The sequence below is a fragment of the Chenggangzhangella methanolivorans genome (assembly GCF_019797865.1).
Taxonomy (GTDB): Bacteria; Pseudomonadota; Alphaproteobacteria; order Rhizobiales; family Methylopilaceae; genus Methylopila; species Methylopila methanolivorans.
On sequence record NZ_CP081869.1, the window covers coordinates 880,643 to 898,485 of the forward strand.

Consider the following 17,843-nt stretch of genomic DNA (forward strand, 5'->3'; position numbering starts at 1 on the left):
CTCGTCTCAGTACTTGGTGACGAGCGGGGCGGCCGGGGTCTCAGGCGTCCACAGCGGGATGATCACGCGGGTCCAGCCACGGGTGTCCTTGCCGCCCATGTTGCGCTGGTAGACGTCGCGCGTCAGGTAGGCCTGGAGGATGACCGGGCCGAAGTTGTAGCCGACGAGCGGGCCGACGGCGAACTGCTTCATCTTGCCGCCGAGCGCGTTGTTCGGACGATCGTACTCGGTCGAGCCGAAGCCGACGGCGCCGATTTCCCACTTGCCGAAGGTCTTCGTGGCGGTCAGGTCGAGGTTGAAGCCGTTAGCGGTCTTGTTGCCGGCGAACTTCGACGTGTCCCAGGTGATGCCCCAGAGCAGGTTCGCGGTCAGGTTCCAGCCGTCGCCGGTGTACGAGATCGCGAAGTCCTGACGCCAGGTGTTGGCGGGGACGCGGATGCCGCGCTCGCCGACGTTGAAGTAGTTGCCCGACAGGTAGCTGAAGCCCGAAGCCGCCGCCGAGATCCCAAGCGATACGGGCCGCGAGGATCGGGTTGTAGAAGCCGTAGTTGTCAGCCGCGCCGGGACCGTCGGCGTGGATCGCCGGGGTCGCGCCGATCAGCTGCAGGTTGCCACCGAAGATCGACCACGGGGTCGACCAGGCGATGATCGGAATGGTGACCAGGGACTTGGCGTCCTGACCCGGGAGCTTGCGGACACCCCAGTCGAGGGTGTTCACGAAGTAGACGCCTTCCGGGAGCGGCGCGCCGCTGGCCAGACCGACGGTCTGCCGGGCTGCGCAGTCGCGCCGGCGAAGGCCGCCGAGGTGGTGGCGGCGAGGGCGAACACGCCCGCGGCCGCGATTTTCAGAAACTTCTTCATGTTGCCTTTTTCCTCCGATCGGCGCCCTGCCGGGAACGCCGCCTCTCCGAGCATTGCTTTGTTTCGTCTTCGCCTTCCGGTGCGGTGTCGTCCGTCCCGAATTCGAACTGTCGGACCACAACCGATAGGCTCAACGTGCGCCCCCGACTCGGCGCCGCCTTCCTCAGAGGACATTTTTTAGGCGGCGTTTGCTACCGGATTCACGTCTTCGCGACGCCGTTCCGCCCCAAACTGTCTCTGAAATGTCGCAACTGTGGCAGCCAAGAAACGCCGGGCTTTGAGGGCAGTCGGCGCCCGAGAATTGGGCAAACTATAAGAAATCCAATTGGTTGCAGGACGCCCGCTTCGAGAGCGTCGTGAAACTGTAAATGAGGCCTTAACGAACCGCGTTCTGGGACACCAGGAGCCCCGATCGCCTGTCGCCGCCCGCGAGAGTCAGATCCTGGGTCACAACCTCGCGCCAGCGGTATCCAAGAACCGCCCCGAGACGACAACCAGAGATAGTGTTGCCGACGACCGAGGCCGCGCCGACGCCTTCTACGACCGAAACCCCGATCCCGACGCCGCAGGCGCGCACGACGTTGCCCGACACCGTCACGTCGCGAAGATACGGTCCGAAGCCCGCCAGGATCCCGATCTCCGGGGCGTTCTCGACGACGTTTCCGGTCACCGCGGTGTCGGCCTCGACGCCGATGCCGCCGCCATAGCCTTCGCCCGGCTCGTCGAGGTTCTTGCGGCGGAACAGGTTGCGGACAAGGTTCGCCGAGACGGTCGCGAGCCGGCCGCCCTCGTTGAAGTTGACGACCGAGACGCCGTTCGCGGCCCCGTCCACGAGGTTCGCGGAGATCACCGCGCCCGAGAAGCCGTATTCGGCGTAGATCCCGGTCTCGCCGCTGTCGAGGCAGAGATTGTCGGTGATCACGGCGTCGTCCGCCTCGTGGGCGCGCACCGCGCTGAAGGCCGCGCGGCGGATCGAATTGTTGGCCACCATCACGCCGGCGGCCTTCGACACGTTGACGGCGTTGCCGTTCCAGCCGAGGCCGCCGTCGAGCGCGCCGATGTCCTCGATGCGGTTGCGGGAGACCACGGAGCCGTCCGGCCCCTTGATCGAGCGGCGGATCCCACGCCGTTGTTGCGGCAGTTCCGGACGACGCAGTCCGCGACCGAGAGCCCGCGGCCGTCGAGCGCGAACAGCCCCGCGTGGCGGGCGCCCTCGATGCGGCATTGACGGACGGCCCCGCCGACGCGGTTCAGCACGATGGCGCTGCCGCCCGCCCCGTCACGGCGACCTCGTCGAGCGTCAGCGTCTGCACGTCGTCGGCCGCCAGCACGCCGATCTCCTGCCCGGCCGGGACATTGGCGCCGTCGAGCGCGACGCCGCGCAGCGAGACCCGCCGCGCGCCCTGCGCCGTCATCAGCGGCCCGGAGCCGACGAGCTCGATCCGGGTGAGCTCCGGCGCGCCGACCAGAACGGTTCCGTCCGGCAGCGTGAGGCCTGCGGCGCGGTAGAGGCCGGGCGCGAGCGCGAGCGGGCGCCCGTCGCGCGCGGCGCGGTCGAGCGCCCGCTGGAGGCCGCGGCTCTGGTCGGCGTCGCCCGGCTTCACGCCCATCGAGGCCGCGTCGAGCGCGCCCGGCAGAGCCTGGGCGTAAGTCGGGGCCGCCGACAGCGCCGCGAGCGCGCCTGCGCCGAGCAGCAGGCGGCGGCGAAGCGCGTCGATCTCGACGGCGACGGAACGGTCCACGCGGCATCCCCCGGGCCCCGGCGACTGCGGGACGGGGCGATCCTATGCGGCCGCCGCGCTTTCGGGAAATCGCAGGCGCTTGAGCGCGGGGGCCTCCGGTCTGCTAAGGGTGCGCCGAACCATGACGCCCAGCCCCCGCCCCGCCGCCGCGCCGACGTGCTGCTCGTCGAGCTCGGCCTGTTCGAAAGCCGCGCCAAGGCGCAGGCCGCGATCGCCGCGGGCCTCGTGCGCGCAGGCGGCGAGACCGTGCGCCGCGCCTCCGACATGCTCGCCGCCGACGCTGCGATCGAAGCCGAGCCGGCGCACCCTTACGTCTCGCGCGGCGGCGTGAAGCTCAGCGCCGCGCTCGACCTGTTCGGGCTGTCGCCAAAGGGCCTCCATGCGCTCGACGTCGGCTCCTCGACCGGCGGCTTCACCGAGGTTCTGCTTGAACGAGGCGCGGCGCACGTCACGGCCGTCGACGTCGGCCGGGGCCAGCTTCATCCGAAGGTCGCCGCCGATCCGCGCGTGACGAGCCGCGAGGAGACCGACATTCGCGCGCTCGCCGCCGCCGACCTGCCCGAGCCGCCGGGCGTCGTCGTCGTCGACGTCAGCTTCGCGCCGCTCTCCGCGGTGCTGCCGGCGGCGCTCGCGCTCGCAGCGCCGGAGGCGACGCTCGTCGCGCTCGTGAAGCCGCAGTTCGAGGTCGGCCGCAAGGAGATCGGCAAGGGCGGGATCGTGAAGGACGAGGCGCGCGGCTGCGCGCTCGAAGGCGCGGTCGCGCTGGTCGAGAGCCTCGGACTGACGGTTCTCGGCCACGCGCCCTCGCCGATCTCAGGCGGCGACGGCAACGTCGAATATCTTCTCGCAGCAAGACGGAGGGGCCCGCGTGGCTGAGCTCGTGCGGATCGAACGCCTCGCGCGCGGCGACGGCGTCGCCTCGACGGCCGACGGACCGCTGTTCGTCGCCCGCGCGCTCGCCGGCGAACTGGTGTCGGTCGAGCGGAACGGCGAACGCGCCGCCCTTCGACGTGGTGGGCCCTCGCCGGACCGCGTTGCGGCCTACTGTCCCGAAGTCGGCCGCTGCGGCGGCTGCGCCACGCAGGAATTCGCGCAGAGTCCCGCGCTCGCCTGGAAGCGGGATCTCCTCATGGAGGCGTTGTCGCGCGAGGGCGTCGCCTGCGAGGGGCTGGTCGGACCCTGCGTCGACGCCCACGGCGCCGGCCGCCGCCGCGCGACCTTCCACGCACGGCGCGGACCCGACGGGCGGTCCGTGGTCGGTTTCTCGGAGGCGCGCAGCCATTCGGTGATCGCGCTCTCAGACTGCCCGCTGCTCGCGCCCTCCATGGCCCGGGCGCTGCCGGCCGCGCGCGCCGTCGCCGCCGTGCTGCTCGGCAAGGGCAAGCCGCTCGACCTCGCGGTGACCGCGACCGACACCGGGCTCGATCTCGACGTCCGCGGCCTCGGCCCCCTGCCCGAGCCGATGCGGCTGAAGCTCGTCCGGCTCGCCGAAGAGCTCGACCTTTCCCGCCTCTCGATCCATGGCGAGGCGGTGGTGGCGCGGCGCAAGCCGACGCTCGCCGTCGGCCGCGCAAGTCTCGCGCCGCCGCCCGGCGGGTTTCTGCAGGCGACCGAGCTCGGCGAGCGGACCCTCGCGGAACTTGCGCTCGAGGGCGTCGGCAAGGCCAAGCGCGTCGCGGATCTTTTCTGCGGATCGGGCGCCTTCGCGCTGCGTCTCGCCGAGCGCGCCGAAGTCTATGCGGCCGATACGGAAAAGCCCGCGATCGCCGCCCTCGACGCCGCCGCGAGGGGCGCGCAGGGGCTGAAGCGCGTCACCGCCGAGGCCCGCGACCTGTTCCGCCGGCCGCTCACCTCGTCGGAGCTGTCGCGCTTCGACGCCGTCGTGTTCGACCCGCCGCGGGCCGGCGCCGAAGCCCAGGCGCGCCAGCTCGCGGCCTCGAAGGTCCGGACGGTGGTCGCGGTCTCGTGCAACGCCGTGACGCTCGCCCGCGACGCCGCGATCCTGATCGCGGGCGGCTACCGGCTGGAGCGGGCCGTGCCGATCGACCAGTTCCGGCACTCGGCGCATGTCGAGACGGTGGCGACGTTCAGGAGGTGAAGCGCCTCCCATGTCCCGGCCTTGAGCCAGGACCCAGAAGCGGTTCGCGCGCCGGATGAGGCTCCCTGGCGAAGGCCTTTTCTTGAAACGACAACGGTTCTGGGTCCCGGCTCAAGGCCGGGACAAGGAGCAGATCAAATCCAGCGCCACCGGCCGTCTTCGATCGCGAGCGCCCTGCCCTGCTGGATGCGGATGTCGGCGAGTTTCGTCCGGTCGGCGCCGCAAAGCGCCAGCACCGCGCGCGCCACGCCGCCATGGCTCACCAGCACGGCCGGCCGGTCGAGCCCGCCGAGCAGCGCGCCGACGCGTTCGCAGACCTGCACGTAGCTCTCGCCGTCCGGCGGCACGTGGGACCACTTGTCGGCCTCGCGCGCCTTCATGGCCGCGGGCTCGCGCTCGCCAATCTCGCGGAACGTCAGCCCCTCCCAGCGCCCGAACGACATCTCGGCGAGCCGCTCGTCGGTGGAGAAGCCGTCCGGATCGAGCCCCATGGCCGCGCGCATGCGGCGCATGGTGTCGACGGCGCGGGTGAGCGGGCTCGCGAGGAAGACGCGATCGGAGATGTCCGGAACGTCCCTCAGCGCGCGGCCGACGGAGTCCGCCTGGTCGCGGCCCTTCGGATTGAGAGCGGCGTGTCGGTGCGGCCCTGCAGGCGGCCGGCGACGTTCCAGTCGGTCTCGCCGTGGCGGACGAAGATCAGCGGCGCCATCGAGCGCGTCAGACCACGGAGATGTCGGGCGCTTCCGGGTTCTTCATGCCGACGATGTGGTAGCCGGCGTCGACGTGGTGGACCTCGCCGGTGACGCCGCGGCCCATGTCGGAGAGCAGGTAGAGCGCCGAGTCGCCCACCTCGTCGATGGTGACGGTGCGGCGGAGCGGGGCGTTGTATTCGTTCCACTTGAGAATGTAGCGGAAGTCGCCGATGCCCGACGCCGCCAGCGTCTTGATCGGACCGGCCGAGATCGCGTTGACGCGGATGTTCTGCTGGCCGAGATCGGCCGCGAGATAGCGCACGCTGGCCTCGAGCGCGGCCTTGGCGACGCCCATGACGTTGTAGTGCGGCATCCACTTCTCCGCGCCGTAATAGGTCAGCGTCAGGATCGAGCCGCCGCCGCCCATCAGCTTCTCGGCCCGCTGCGCCACCGCGGTCAGCGAGTAGCAGGAGATGAACATCGTCTTGTTGAAGTTGTCGGCCGTGGTCTCGAGATAGCGGCCGTCGAGCTGGTCCTTGTCGGAAACGCGACGCAGTGGACCAGGAAGTCGAGCCCGCCCAGAACCTCGCCGGTCTTGTCGAACACCGCGTCGATGGAGGCGGCGTCGGTGACGTCGCAATGGCCGACCACCTCCGCGCCGAGTTCGGCGGCCAGCGGCTCGACGCGCTTCTTCAAGGCGTCGCCCTGGTAGGTGAAGGCGAGCTTCGCGCCGGCGTTCGCGCAGGCCTTGGCGATGCCCCAGGCGATCGACCGATTGTTCGCCACGCCCATGACGAGGCCGCGCTTGCCGGCCATCAGGCCACGGACATCGGTCATGAACCCACCTCTTGCGCGGGCGCCGGGGAACGAGCCTCGGCGCTGCTTCGACACGTCGTTTGGACGGGCTGGCTATGACACAGGCCGTCGACCCGCATCAAGCCGTCCGAGGTCCGACGAGGTCACGCCGCGTTTCGCATCGCGATACCGCCCGCCTCCTCTAAATCGAGCGCCGGCGGACGATCCCGCATTGACCGCGGACGCCGCGCCATGATCGTCTTGCGCGCGATTTATCCAAATGATCAACAGGCGAGATCCGCGATGTCCGAAGCCCGCCCGCCATTTCCCCCCTTCGACCGCGATTCGGCGGCCTTGAAGGCCCGCAAGGCCGAGGACGCCTGGAAACACCCACGACCCGGAAAAGGTCTCGCTCGCCTACACCGAGGATTCGACCTGGCGGAACCGCTCGGAGTTCTTCGCCGGGCGTCCGGCGATCGTCGAGTTCCTGACGCGCAAGTGGCGGAAGGAGCAGGAGTACCGGCTGATCAAGGAGCTCTGGGCCTTCCACGAGAACCGCATCGCGGTGCGCTTCCAGTACGAATGGCATGACGCTGCGGGCGACTGGTTCCGCTCCTACGGCAACGAGCAGTGGGAGTTCGCTGAGAACGGCCTGATGCGCCGCCGCGAGGCCTCGATCAACGACGTTTCGATCAAGGAGAGCGAGCGCAAGTTCCTGTGGCCCAAGGGCCCGCGGCCGGAGGATTTTCCGGGACTGACCGAACTCGGTCTCTGAAGCCCGAAAAGAATCGCCCTCGCCTGTCGGATCGGCGATGCTCAGAACGTCCTTGCCTCGTGTGACGACACGAAAGGGAGGCCGAGATGGGCGCGATGGTGCTTGTTCTGCTCGGAACCAAGAAGGGCGCGTTCATCCTGAAGAGCGACGCCGCGCGGAAGGACTGGGAGCTGTCCGGTCCGTTCTGCGAGACATGGCCGAGAACCATGTGGTCGGCGTTCCCCGAACCGGCACGATCTACGCCGGCGGCGGCAATGAGTGGTTCGGGCCGGCGGTCTGGAAGTCCGAGGATCTCGGCGAGACCTGGTCGCATTCGAGCCAGGGCCTCGCCTATCCGGAAGGCCACGACCCGATCACCGCGGTCTGGAGTCTCGCCGCCGGCCATGGCCGGCTCTACGCGGGCGTCTCGCCCGCCGGGCTGTTTTCGAGCGACGACGGCGGCCTCCTGGAGCCCGATCGAGGGTCTGCAGCGTCATCCGACCCGGCCCGAATGGCAGGCGGGCGGCGCGGGGCTGATCCTGCATTCGATCGTGCCGGACCCGGACGACGAGAAGCAGATCTGGGTCGGCATGTCGTCGGTCGGCGTGTTCCACACGGGCGACGGCGGCGAGACCTGGGAGCCGCGCAATTCCGGCACGCGCTGCGATTTCCTGCCCGAAGGCCAAAAATATCCCGAGTTCGGCCAGTGCGTGCACTGCATCGTCATGGCGCCGGGCGGCTCGGGCCGGCTCTACCAGCAGAACCATTGCGGCATGTACCGCTCCGACGACGGCGGGAAAAACTGGGCCTCGATCGAGAACGGCCTGCCGTCGAGCTTCGGCTTCCCGGCGGCCGTCCACCCGCGCGATCCCGAGACGCTCTACTTGCTGCCGCTCAACGGCGACATCCACGGCCGCTACATGCCCGACGCCAAGGCCGCCGCCTGGAAGACGCGCGACGGCGGCGCGACATGGGCCGACAAGCGCGCGGGGCTTCCGCAGAAGAACGCCTATCTCAACGTGCTGCGGCAGGCGCTCGCCGTCGACCGGCTGGAGCCGGCGGGCGTCTATTTCGGCCGGCTCCGGCGAGCTCTACGCCAGCCGCGACGAGGGCGAGACCTGGGACTGCGTCGCCCGCCACCTGCCGTCGATCTCGTCCGTCGAGACGCTGGTGGTGGAGCGATGAGCGGCGTCTCGCAGGAAAGCAAAGCCCCGCCCGTCACCGTGCGGCTGTCGCCGCTTGGTTCGCCTGTTTCCCGAGGCCGACCGCGAGGTGGATCTGCCGGCGTCGGTCAAGGAGATGGTCGACGCGCTCGACGCCCGCTGGCCGGGCATGCGCGACCGCATCTGCGACTCCCGCCCCGCGATCCGTCGGCACATGAACGTCTTCGTCGACGGCAAGCGCGCCAGGCTCGACGCCAAGCTGCTGCCTGGCGCGGAGGTGGTCATCCTGACGGCGGTGAGCGGGGGGTAGGGCGAGGGCGCCATCGTCCGACGACGCGCTCTGGAACCTGAGACCGTCATCCCGGGCTTGACCCGGGATCCATCGCCGCTGACGGCTCGAAACTTTCCGCCGTTCGGCGTTCATGGATCCCGGCTCTTCGGCCGGATGACGGCGGCGCGTCGTCCGCGCTCAGCGCCGCGTCGAGCGCCATCCTGACCGCGAGCGCGCCCAGCACCGTCGCCATCAGCCAGCGCTGGACCACCGCCCAGAACGGGCGGCCGGCGAGAAAGGCCGCGATCGTTCCCGCGGTCATCGCGATCAGGGCGTTGATCGAGACGCTCACCAGGATCTGCGCCGCGCCGAGCGCGAGCGTCTGGGTCAGCACCGAACCCGCGGCTGGATCCACGAACTGCGGCAGCAGCGCGAGATAGACCATCGCGATCTTGGGGTTCAGCAGGTTCGTCACGAAGCCCATCACGAACAGCCGCCTGCCGCTCGCGGCCGGAAGCTTGCTCACCTGAAACGGCGAGCGCCCGCCGGGGCGGATCGCCTCCCAGGCGAGCCATGCGAGATAGAGCGCGCCGGCGATGCGGAGCGCGTCATAGGCGTAGGGCACGAGAAGCAGCAGCGCCGTGAGGCCAAAGGCCGCCGACATCGCCCAGAACACGAAGCCGAGCGCCACCCCGCCGAGCGAGATCAGACCCGCGCGCACGCCCTGAGAGATCGAGCGCGAGATCAGGTAGATCATGTTCGGCCCGGGCGTCAGCACCATGCCGAGCGCCACCGCCGCGAAGGCGAGAAGGGTCGTGGGTTCGGGCATGGCGGATCTCCGGCTGTGGGCGGGCGATCCGAAAAAGATGCGCCCGCGCCCGCCGCCGGTCCAACCAATGATCCTCATGAGGCCCATTCGCGCCTGCGATGGGCGACGGCCCTTCAGCCCGAGTATTCGCGCGTCCAGCGACAGAACGGATCGTCGGACGTCTCGTCGTCCATGTCCGCGGTGGTCGCGACGATTTCGGACGCCGTCGCCGGAACCGTGACGCCGAACGTCGTCTCGACCCAGGCGCGGAACGCGACCGGTTCGACCTCGTTCGGGTCGGGAACGACCAGCTCGCCGTCGTCATCCCTGACGGCCCTCCGCTCCCTAATCTCGGACGGCGTCAGCCCGTAGTCCTCCGGCCAGCAGAGCTCGTCGTAGCCGATGGCGCACAGCCGCAGGATCTCGACGGGGTCGTCGGGCAGCACGCACACCATCGTGGAGCCGGAGCCGACCCCATATGCACGATGCGCTGGCGCCCCTCGTCGTCGAGCCAGAGACCCGCGCGGGAGCCGTCGCCGCCGGTCTGCATGATGACGGCGACGCGATCGGCGACGTCCGGCTCGTCATTGGCGAGCCATCCGCCGAACCAGTCGGACTCGTTGGTGCTGAAGGCGATGCAGGACTTCAGACCGCCCGGGTCGCCTTTTTCGGAAACAAGCCCACATAGCTGAGCCCGATCTCCTCGACCGTCTCGACGTGCCCTCTCGGCTCCATCCAGTCGAAACATCTTCCGGAACGCGTCCGGAAGCTCGAAGCCCTCGGGCAGCGACGCCGCCACCTCGTCCGCGAAACTCGCCAAGCCGTTCTCCCCGGTTGTCTGCAACCGGTTCTAGAACCGGTCGCAGCCGAGGCCAGTCATGCGGGCGGCGACCCACGGGATGGTGATCGGGTTACCCTCGCGGGTCGTAGGGCGCGTTGTCGCGCATCGCCTCGGCGTATTCGGTGAGGCGCGCGTCGCCGCCCTTGGGCAGCGCGATGCGAAGCTCGACCAGCAGGTCGCCGGCGCCGGACTTCGCCTGCACCCCTTGCCCCGCAGGCGCAGCGTGCGCGCCCCGTCGGAGCCGGGCGGCACCTTCATCTCCACCTGTCCGTCGAGCGTCGGCACCCGCACCTTGCCGCCGAGCACCGCCTCATAGAGCGTGATCGGCACCTCGACGCGCACGTCCTTGCCCTCCGCCTTGAAGGCGGGATCCTTGCCCACATGGACGACGATAAGCACGTCGCCGGCCTCGCCGCCGAAGCCGGACTGGCCGCCCTGCCCTTTCAGGCGGATGGTCTTGCCGTCCTCGACGCCGGCCGGCACCGAGACCTCGAGCTCGCGCCCGTTCGGCAGGCGCACGCGCGTCTTCGCGCCGAGCGCCCAGTCGCGGAACGGCACGGTGACCTCGGCGCGCAGATCCTCGCCCTTCGGGGCCTGGCCGCCGCCGCCGAACGCGCTCTCGGCGCGCGAGCGCCGACCGCCAAAAGCCCCGAGGATCTCGTCGATGATGTCGTCGTTGCCGCCCGGCTGGCCGCGCCGGCCGCCGCCGAACGGACCGCCGCCGCCGAAATCGAACTCGTGGCGCTGGCCGCCGGCGCGCTGCGCCCAAGGGCCGCCTCCGCCCCAAAGCCCTGGAAGCGCGGCTTTCCGTCGGCGTCGATCTCGCCGCGGTCGTACTGCCCGCGCTTGTCCTTGTCGGAGAGCAGCTCATAGGCCGAGCCGATCTCCGCGAACTTCTCCTTGGCGTTCGGGTCGTCGGGCTTCTGGTCGGGGTGCCAGGTCTTGGCGAGCTTGCGGTAAGCCTTCTTGACGTCGGCTTCGCTCGCAGTCTTGGCGACGCCGAGCACGGCGTAGGGGTCGCGCATCGCGGTCTATGGAATCCGTCGGTTCGAGGGGGCGTCGTCGCGCAGACTTAACCCGCGGACGCCGTCTCCCTCAATGTGGGCGCCTGTCACCCGAATGCAACAGTCGTGCCGACGCAGGAAGAGCGAAACTGGAGCGTCGCGCAAGCGAACGGCGTGCTTGGATCCGATCCGGCGTCCGCAAACACGCGCTCAGAGCGTGCGGCTCGCCGTCGTCTTGAGCGCCACGGCTTCCCAGTAGCCGGCCGCCGTGCGGCAAGCCGTGCCTTCGGCTGCTCGTGGCCGCCGCCCGAATGGCTCGCGGCGAAGGAGCGGCAGGGTCGCCGTTTTCCGTGGTCGCGCCGGCCGAGGCCGAGAACGAGCCGTAGGCGCCGGTGTCGGGGTTCGCCCACGGCACCGAGGCGTTCACCGCGTCCGCGCCCATCGCAAGGCTCAGCGCTCCGCGGGCGTAGGCCCAGTCCGAGGGGGTGATGGCGGGGTCGTCGTCCTTCTTGGACGCGGGCGCGTAGGCCACGGGCCTGGCCTGCGCGGCCGGCGCGGCGGCGCTCGCGCCCGGCGGCGGGGCGAGCGGGCTCGAGGCGACCGCGTCCTTCGGAGCGGGGCGTCACGGCCGCGCGCGACGCGTCGACGCTGCCGGTCTTGATGTCGTCGGAGCCGTAGATCGGATAGGAGACGCTGCAGGCGCCAAGGCCGAGCGACAGCGCGGCCGCGGCGGCGACGGCCGACAGCCGGCCTCGCGGCGGGCGGGGCGCTCGTGTAGATCTGGTCGCAAGCGTCGCGTGCGGATCGTGGCTACGCATCGGTACTCGAAAACTCCAGGATCGCCCGGCGAGTAAAGGCGAGGAGCAGTTAATGTCGCGTGACCTTCCGGCGGCCTCCGTCGCCCTCCACGAGGCCGAGGATCCCTATCCCCTGTTCGAGGCCTGGTTCGCCGAAGCCAAGGATAGCGAGATCAACGATCCGAACGCCATGGCGCTCGCGACCGTCGACGCCGAAGGGCTGCCGGATGTCCGGATGGTGTTTGCTGAACGGACTCGATGCCCGCGGCTTCGTCTTCTACTCCAACCGCGGCAGCGCGAAGGGGCGGGAGTTGCAGGGCCAGCCCAAGGCCTCCGCCGTGTTCCACTGGAAGTCGCTGCGCCGGCAGGTGCGCGTGCGCGGCCCCGTCGAGGAGGTCTCGGCCGACGAGGCCGACGCCTATTACGCGAGCCGCCCGCGGCTTTCCCGCATTGGCGCATGGGCCTCGATCCAGTCCCGCCCGCTCGCCTCGCGCTCCGAGCTCGAGCAGGCGGTGGCGACCCGCGAGGCCGAGTTCGAGGACCGCGAGCCGCCGCGCCCGGCATGGGACGGGCTGGCGCATCGTCCCCACATCGGTCGAGTTCTGGCTCGACATGCCCTACCGTCTGCACGATCGCGCGGTCTTCACGCGCGCCGGGGCGGCCGCGCCCTGGGTCCGCACGAGGCTCTATCCATGACCGACGACAAGCGGTCCGGCCCCGAAGGCGCGGACAAAACGAAGGACGGCGCGCTGTGCCCGTTCACCGGCCAGCGCGCGGGCGACGCCGGCCCGCAGCAGATGGGCTCGCTGTCGGCCGCAAGCGCCGGCGCGGTGGCGGCTCCGCACGCGCCGACCCCGCGCCGTCCGCCATGCCGCGGCGCGCCGGCTCCAACGAGCCGCGCAAGACGCTGCTGCTCACCGGCGCGAGCCGGGGCATCGGCCATGCGACGGTGAAGCGCTTCTCGGCCGCCGGCTGGCGGGTCATCACCTGCTCGCGCCACGCCTTTCCGGAAGAATGCCCCTGGGGCGCGGGGCCCGAGGACCACATCCAGGTCGATCTCGCCGACGTCGACAACACCGTGGAGGCGATCGCCGACGTCCGCGAGCGCCTCGAAGGCGGCGCGCTGCATGCGCTCGTTAACAACGCCGGCATCAGCCGAAGGGCCCCAACCGCGAGCGCATGAACGCGATCGACACCGGGCTCGACGACTGGAAGACGGTGTTCCAGGTCAATTTCTTCGCGCCCATCATGCTGGCGCGGCCTCGCCGCCGAGCTCACCGCAGCCCGCGGCTCGATCGTCAACGTCACCTCGATCGCCGGCGGGCGGGTGCATCCCTTCGCCGGCGCGGCCTACGCCACCTCGAAGGCGGCGCTTGCGGCCCTCACCCGCGAGATGGCGGCGGATTTCGGGCCGCTCGGCGTGCGCGTGAACGCGATCGCGCCGGGCGAGATCGACACCGCGATCCTGTCGCCCGGCACCGACAAGCTGGTGGCGCAGATCCCGCTCCGCCGCCTCGGCACGCCCGACGAGGTGGCGAAGACGATCTACTTCCTGTGCACCGAGAACTCGTCCTACGTGACGGGATCGGAAATCCACATCAACGGCGGCCAGCACGTCTGAGGCTGCACTCAGGCGCGGGCGCGGAGCTCGGCCTGCGCGCGGGCGATGAGGCCCGGATAGCGCTTGCCCGGATACCAGGGCGTGGACATGAGCTCCGCAAAGCCCGGCAGGCTCTCCATGTGGCCGATCATGCGGGCCCGCATCGCCTCGTCGGGCAGCGGGCCGCGCAGCGCCTCCATGTTCTCGACGAGATGGTCGGGGTTCGAGGTCGAAGGCAGCGCGCAGGTCACGGCCGGATGGCCGAGCACGAACTTCAGGAAGAACGCCGCCCAGCTCTTCGCGCCGATGTCGGCCGCGAAGTCCGGCAGCGGACGGCCCTCCACGAGCTTGAACAGGCGCGCCTTCTCGAACGGCATGTTGATTAGCACGCCGCAGCCCTTGGCGGCCGCCTCCTTCAGCACGCTCGCGGCGCGGTTGGCGATCGAGTAGTTGACCTGCACGAAGTCGAGCCCGCCGCGCCCGATCCAGCCCGCGAGCACGCTCTGATAGGCGTTCTCGTGGTGCGAGGCGCCGACGAAGCGCACCCGCCCCTCCTTTTTCCAGGCCTTCATCAGCGGGACCACGACGTCGACATTGACGAGGCTGTGGCACTGCATGACGTCGATCTTCTCGCGCCAGAGCCGCCCGAGGCTCTGGTCGAGGCTGCGGCGCGCATGGCTGTCGTCGGCGAGATACTCGCCCGTCGACCAGATCTTGTTGGTGACGAAGACGTCGTCGGTCCCCTCGATCGAGGCGAGCGCCGCCCCCACGGTGATCTCGCCGGAGCCGTAGAGCGGCGACGTGTCGATCACCCGGCCGCCCGCGGCGCGGAAGCGGCGCACGACCTCGATGAGGTGGCCGCGTTTCTGGCCCGGAACGACGTCGAAGGTGAGGAAGGTGCCGAGCCCGACCGCGGGCAGGACCTCGCCGCTGCGCGGGATCGCGCGGGAGATCACGTCGCCGGCCGGAACGGGCGCCGGCCCGGCGGCGGGCGTCTGGGCCGCGGCGGGCGACGTCGCGGGGCCGGCGGCCAGGACAGCGGAGGCCGCGCCGAGGCTTGCGGCTCCGCTAAGCACGCCGCGGCGGCTGAGTGTCGGGGTCGTCAACGGCATGGCTCGCTCCGGGGCGTGATGTCCTTGCCATCGCCTAAGCCTTTCGGCGAAGCTCGGCGCGCGCGCGATCCTGATCCGCGGGACGCGATCCTGATCTTTCCGGATGGACCGCAGATGTTTCGCCGCGTGCACGAGCCCGAAGCGCAGGATCGTCGATCGGCGATCTGGGGGCGGCCGCTTCGACGCCGGACGACGGCCCATGACGCGCCGCGTCGAGGGCGTGACGCGCAGCGACGACCACCTTCTGCTGGTGACGCTTTCGGGCGGCGCGAAGCGGCTCACCGTCGTCGCCGACGACGGCCACCGCTATGACGGGCCCGACCGCGCCGGCGCCGTCTCGTTCCTGCCGGCCTTTTGCGAGCGGCGCCTGACGCTCGACCATGTCGAGGCCGAATGGGCCTCGATCTCGCTGTCGCGCGCGTCCTTCGGGCCGCTCGAGACCGCCGCGCGGCTCGCGCCCTTCAGCAATGTCGAGGATCCGGTGGTGTTCGCGATCGTCGGCGAGATCGACCGCATGCATCGCGCCGACGGCGCGGTCGACGCCGCCTACGCCGAGACCATGGCGTTCGCGCTCGCGCGCCACGTCGCCCGCCGCGCGGGCGTTTCGGCCGAACGGGCCGGACGGACGCCCGCGCTGCCGCGGTGGAAGCTGAAGCGGGTGCGCGACCATGTCGAGGCGCATCTCGACCGGCAGATCTCGATCGCGGAGCTCGCGGAGGTCGCCGGCATGTCGGCGGGCCACTTCCACCGAGCCTTTCGCGAGGCGACCGGCGCGACGCCGCTGCGCTTCATCCAGGAGCGGCGCGTCGAGCTCGCCGCGCGGCTGCTGCGGACGGGCGAGGCCTCGGTCGGCGAGGTCGCGGCGAAGGTGGGCTTTGAGAGCCAGAGCCATTTCGCGCGCGTTTTCCGCGCGATCGCAGGTCGCCGCCCTTCTGAGGCGGGCGGCGGCTGAAGCCTCAGCCGGCCGCGAGCATCCGCTGGCGCGAGAACGGCGATTCGAACGAGACCACCGGGCTCGGACGGCCGACCAGATAGCCCTGGATCTCCTCGCAGTTGAGCTCGGCGAGGAAGGCGCGCTGCTCCGGCGTCTCGACGCCCTCGGCCGTGATCGGCATTTCGAGGCTTTCGCCGAGCGCGATCACCGCGCGCACGATGGCCTTGGCCTGCGGGCTGGTCGAGAGCGTGCGGATGAACGAGGCGTCTTGATCCGGTCGAACGGAAAGGCCTGCAGGTAGCTGAGCGACGAGTAGCCGGTGCCGAAGTCGTCCATGGCGATCTGCACGCCGAGCGCCTTCAAACGCCGCAGCGTGTTGAGCGCGCCGGTGAGGTTGTCGAGCAGCACGCCTTCGGTGATCTCGAGCTCGAGGCGGGCGGCCGGCAGACCGGTCTCGATCAGGATCGAATGGACGAGCTCCACGATGTCGCCGTGCTGGAACTGCACCGGCGACAGGTTGACCGCGACCTTGCCGGGCTTCGCCCATTTCATGCCTTCGCGGCAGGCGGTGCGCAGCACCCACTCGCCGATCGGCACGATCGCGGCGGTCTCCTCGGCGACCGGCACGAACTGCACCGGCGGCACCACGCCGCGGGTCGGATGCTTCCAGCGGATCAGCGCCTCGAAGCCGACGATCTCGCCGGTCTTGGCGTTGGCCTGCGGCATCCAGTGCAGGAACATCTCGCCGCGGGTGATGGCGGTGGTGAGGTCCTGCTGCAGCGCCCGGCGCTCGCGAAGCGCGAGGTCCATCTCGGGCTCGAAGCCGCGCGCGAGGCCGCGCCCGTCCGCCTTGGCGCGGTAGAGCGCGGCGTCGGCGTTGGAGAACAGCGTGTCGACGTCGCCGCCGTGATGGGGATAGACCGCATAGCCGACGCTCGCGCCGCAGCGGATCGTGCGGCCGGCCACCACCGTGTCGGTGTTGAGGCGCTCGGTGACGCGCAACGCGACCTTGTCGGCGTCGCCGGCGTCGGCGCCGGTGCCGATCATCACGAACTCGTCGCCGCCGAGGCGGAACGCCATGCAGTCCGGCGCGGCCGCGGTGAGGCGGCGGGCGGCCGTGCGGAGGATGTCGTCGCCGGCCGAATGGCCGAAGACGTCGTTCACTTCCTTGAACTTGTCGAGGTCGACGCAGAACAGCGCCACCTCGCCGCCGCGCTTCAGCGCCGAGGACAGCGCCTCGCCGAAGGCCGCGCGGTTGGCCAGGCCGGTCAGCGGGTCGTGATAGGCCAGATGCCGGATCTGGTGCTCGTTGCGCTTCTGCTCGGAGAGGTCGCGCAGCGTGAAGACCCGGCGCTGGCGGTTCTCGATCGCGACGTCGCGGCTCGAGATCTCGACCCAGGAGGCCTCGCCTCCCATCGCCTTCACGGCGACTTCCTGGGGCTTGGCGAGGCTCGCCGACAGGATGCGGTCGGGATCGGGCGCGTCGAGGAAGTCACGGAGCGCGCGGGCGCGCATCACCGAGGGGTCGAGCCCGACGAAGCGCGCGGCCGCGAGATTGACGTCGACGATGCGCGCGTCCTCGCAGATCACGATGCCCTCGCGCGTCAGGTCGGCGAAGGCGCGTTCGCGCGCGGCGGAGCGGCCCGAGGAGAGCCGGGCGCGCAGAGCCGGGCCGACGGACGCCCCGATGACCACGGCGGCGAACACCAGCGCCGCGACCAGCTCGAGCGCTTCCTGGCCGACCATGAGGCCGCTCGGCGCGAGCCGCGGATTGGCGGCGAACGACAGGGCGTCGGCCGCGATGACGTGGAAACCGGTGACGCCGGCGGCGAAGAGCGCGGTGGCGAGCGCGAAGCCCGCCCGTCGTTCGATCTTCGCCGCGATCCAGAACGCGCCCGCCGCGGCGCCGACCGAGAGCGCGACGCCGATCGCGAGTTCGCCGTTTTCGAGCGCGAAGCGGCCGGGCCCGCGCATCGCGGCGACGCCGACGTAATGCACCGCCGCGACGCCCGCGCCGAGCGCGACGCCGGCCGAGGCGGCGGAGCCGCCGTTCGCCCCGTAGAGCGTCATCGCGAGCGCCGCCGTGACGAGCGCCACGACAGCGGCCGCAGCCGTCATCCGCGGGTCGTAGCCCACGAGGGCGGAGCCGTCGACGCCCAGGATCGCGACGACATGCGCGCACCAGATGGTCGCGGCGACGGTGACCGCGGCGATGACGGCCGCGCTCGTCCGGCTCGCCCGATCCTGCGGATCGGTGAGGCGACCGAGATAATAGACGGCGAGCGCCCCGCCGATCAGGCACAGCGACGCGACCGCCGCGAAGGCGAACGGCGCAAGTTCATGTGCGAAGGCAGGCGCAGAGAAGGGCATG

Annotated in this window: 14 protein-coding genes and 8 pseudogenes; 9 read left to right on the forward strand and 13 right to left on the reverse strand. The window is 70.7% G+C overall.

What is annotated here, in order from left to right:
* Nucleotides 1-6: 6 nt before the first annotated feature.
* From K6K41_RS04650 to K6K41_RS04670, 5 genes are all read right to left on the reverse strand, one after another.
* Nucleotides 7-399, reverse strand: a complete 393-nt coding sequence (locus K6K41_RS04650) for a transporter (protein ID WP_346433450.1) — start codon at nucleotides 397-399, stop codon at nucleotides 7-9.
* Nucleotides 305-718: a transporter family protein gene (locus tag K6K41_RS29925; protein ID WP_346433441.1), complete on the reverse strand. Its 414-nt coding sequence runs from the start codon at nucleotides 716-718 to the stop codon at nucleotides 305-307. Before K6K41_RS29925 ends, K6K41_RS04650 begins: the two co-directional genes overlap by 95 nt.
* Entirely contained in the window at nucleotides 715-861 is a 147-nt protein-coding gene (locus tag K6K41_RS04660; protein ID WP_261404098.1) for a hypothetical protein, read from the reverse strand. The genes K6K41_RS29925 and K6K41_RS04660 overlap by 4 nt, the downstream gene beginning before the upstream one ends.
* 376 nt (nucleotides 862-1,237) lie before the next feature.
* Nucleotides 1,238-1,948: a TIGR03808 family TAT-translocated repetitive protein gene (locus K6K41_RS04665; RefSeq protein WP_261404099.1), complete on the reverse strand. Its 711-nt coding sequence runs from the start codon at nucleotides 1,946-1,948 to the stop codon at nucleotides 1,238-1,240.
* A 163-nt stretch (nucleotides 1,949-2,111) separates the two neighbouring features.
* Complete coding sequence (locus K6K41_RS04670) at nucleotides 2,112-2,603, reverse strand: hypothetical protein (protein WP_261404100.1); 492 nt, start codon at nucleotides 2,601-2,603, stop codon at nucleotides 2,112-2,114.
* 156 nt (nucleotides 2,604-2,759) lie between these two features.
* Between K6K41_RS04670 and K6K41_RS04675 the strand changes: the two genes are divergently transcribed.
* Together K6K41_RS04675 and K6K41_RS04680 are read left to right on the forward strand one after the other, a co-directional pair.
* On the forward strand, nucleotides 2,760-3,479 hold the full coding sequence (locus tag K6K41_RS04675) for a TlyA family RNA methyltransferase (RefSeq protein WP_261404101.1): 720 nt from the start codon (nucleotides 2,760-2,762) through the stop codon (nucleotides 3,477-3,479).
* Entirely contained in the window at nucleotides 3,472-4,701 is a 1,230-nt protein-coding gene (locus K6K41_RS04680; protein WP_261404102.1) for a class I SAM-dependent RNA methyltransferase, read from the forward strand. Before K6K41_RS04675 ends, K6K41_RS04680 begins: the two co-directional genes overlap by 8 nt.
* A 134-nt stretch (nucleotides 4,702-4,835) precedes the next feature.
* Here K6K41_RS04680 and K6K41_RS04685 read toward each other — a convergent pair whose 3' ends face one another.
* From K6K41_RS04685 to fabI, 3 genes and pseudogenes are all read right to left on the reverse strand, one after another.
* Nucleotides 4,836-5,282: a histidine phosphatase family protein gene (locus K6K41_RS04685; RefSeq protein WP_428978591.1), complete on the reverse strand. Its 447-nt coding sequence runs from the start codon at nucleotides 5,280-5,282 to the stop codon at nucleotides 4,836-4,838.
* The gene (locus tag K6K41_RS30190) at nucleotides 5,279-5,410 is read right to left on the reverse strand and encodes a histidine phosphatase family protein (protein WP_428978568.1); all 132 of its coding nucleotides are present in this window, start codon (nucleotides 5,408-5,410) and stop codon (nucleotides 5,279-5,281) included. The genes K6K41_RS04685 and K6K41_RS30190 overlap by 4 nt, the downstream gene beginning before the upstream one ends.
* 8 nt (nucleotides 5,411-5,418) lie before the next feature.
* Nucleotides 5,419-6,230, reverse strand: a pseudogene (gene fabI / locus K6K41_RS04695) (enoyl-ACP reductase FabI).
* A gap of 261 nt (nucleotides 6,231-6,491) precedes the next feature.
* Between fabI and K6K41_RS04700 the strand changes: the two are divergent.
* The 3 genes and pseudogenes from K6K41_RS04700 (at nucleotide 6,492) to K6K41_RS04710 (ending at nucleotide 8,415) form a co-directional block, all read left to right on the forward strand.
* Nucleotides 6,492-6,963: pseudogene (locus K6K41_RS04700) on the forward strand (nuclear transport factor 2 family protein).
* 86 nt (nucleotides 6,964-7,049) lie between these two features.
* Nucleotides 7,050-8,127, forward strand: a pseudogene (locus K6K41_RS04705) (WD40/YVTN/BNR-like repeat-containing protein).
* Between the two features lie 54 nt (nucleotides 8,128-8,181).
* A complete protein-coding gene (locus K6K41_RS04710; protein WP_428978569.1) occupies nucleotides 8,182-8,415 on the forward strand; it encodes a MoaD/ThiS family protein in 234 nt (77 codons plus the stop codon).
* A 166-nt stretch (nucleotides 8,416-8,581) separates the two neighbouring features.
* On the opposite strand, the pseudogene K6K41_RS04715 reads toward K6K41_RS04710, so the two are convergent.
* Nucleotides 8,582-9,205 (reverse strand): annotated as a pseudogene (locus K6K41_RS04715) (LysE family translocator); the annotation flags it as partial.
* 113 nt (nucleotides 9,206-9,318) lie between these two features.
* Complete coding sequence (locus K6K41_RS04720; RefSeq protein WP_261404103.1) at nucleotides 9,319-9,639, reverse strand: hypothetical protein; 321 nt, start codon at nucleotides 9,637-9,639, stop codon at nucleotides 9,319-9,321.
* A 23-nt stretch (nucleotides 9,640-9,662) separates the two neighbouring features.
* On the opposite strand from K6K41_RS04720, the gene K6K41_RS04725 reads away from it, so the two are divergent.
* Nucleotides 9,663-9,872: a hypothetical protein gene (locus K6K41_RS04725; protein WP_261404104.1), complete on the forward strand. Its 210-nt coding sequence runs from the start codon at nucleotides 9,663-9,665 to the stop codon at nucleotides 9,870-9,872.
* Between the two features lie 223 nt (nucleotides 9,873-10,095).
* Here K6K41_RS04725 and K6K41_RS04730 read toward each other — a convergent pair.
* Nucleotides 10,096-11,050: pseudogene (locus K6K41_RS04730) on the reverse strand (DnaJ C-terminal domain-containing protein).
* An 849-nt stretch (nucleotides 11,051-11,899) separates the two neighbouring features.
* Between K6K41_RS04730 and pdxH the strand changes: the two are divergent.
* Together pdxH and K6K41_RS04740 are read left to right on the forward strand one after the other, a co-directional pair.
* Nucleotides 11,900-12,522, forward strand: a pseudogene (gene pdxH / locus K6K41_RS04735) (pyridoxamine 5'-phosphate oxidase).
* 253 nt (nucleotides 12,523-12,775) lie between these two features.
* A pseudogene (locus K6K41_RS04740) lies at nucleotides 12,776-13,447 on the forward strand (SDR family NAD(P)-dependent oxidoreductase).
* Between the two features lie 8 nt (nucleotides 13,448-13,455).
* Here K6K41_RS04740 and K6K41_RS04745 read toward each other — a convergent pair.
* Complete coding sequence (locus tag K6K41_RS04745; RefSeq protein ID WP_261404105.1) at nucleotides 13,456-14,538, reverse strand: aldo/keto reductase; 1,083 nt, start codon at nucleotides 14,536-14,538, stop codon at nucleotides 13,456-13,458.
* A gap of 199 nt (nucleotides 14,539-14,737) precedes the next feature.
* Between K6K41_RS04745 and K6K41_RS04750 the strand changes: the two genes are divergently transcribed.
* A complete protein-coding gene (locus K6K41_RS04750) occupies nucleotides 14,738-15,490 on the forward strand; it encodes a helix-turn-helix domain-containing protein (protein ID WP_261404106.1) in 753 nt (250 codons plus the stop codon).
* Nucleotides 15,491-15,494: 4 nt separating this feature from the next.
* On the opposite strand, the pseudogene K6K41_RS04760 reads toward K6K41_RS04750, so the two are convergent.
* Nucleotides 15,495-17,842, reverse strand: a pseudogene (locus K6K41_RS04760) (putative bifunctional diguanylate cyclase/phosphodiesterase).
* Nucleotide 17,843: the final 1 nt, after the last annotated feature.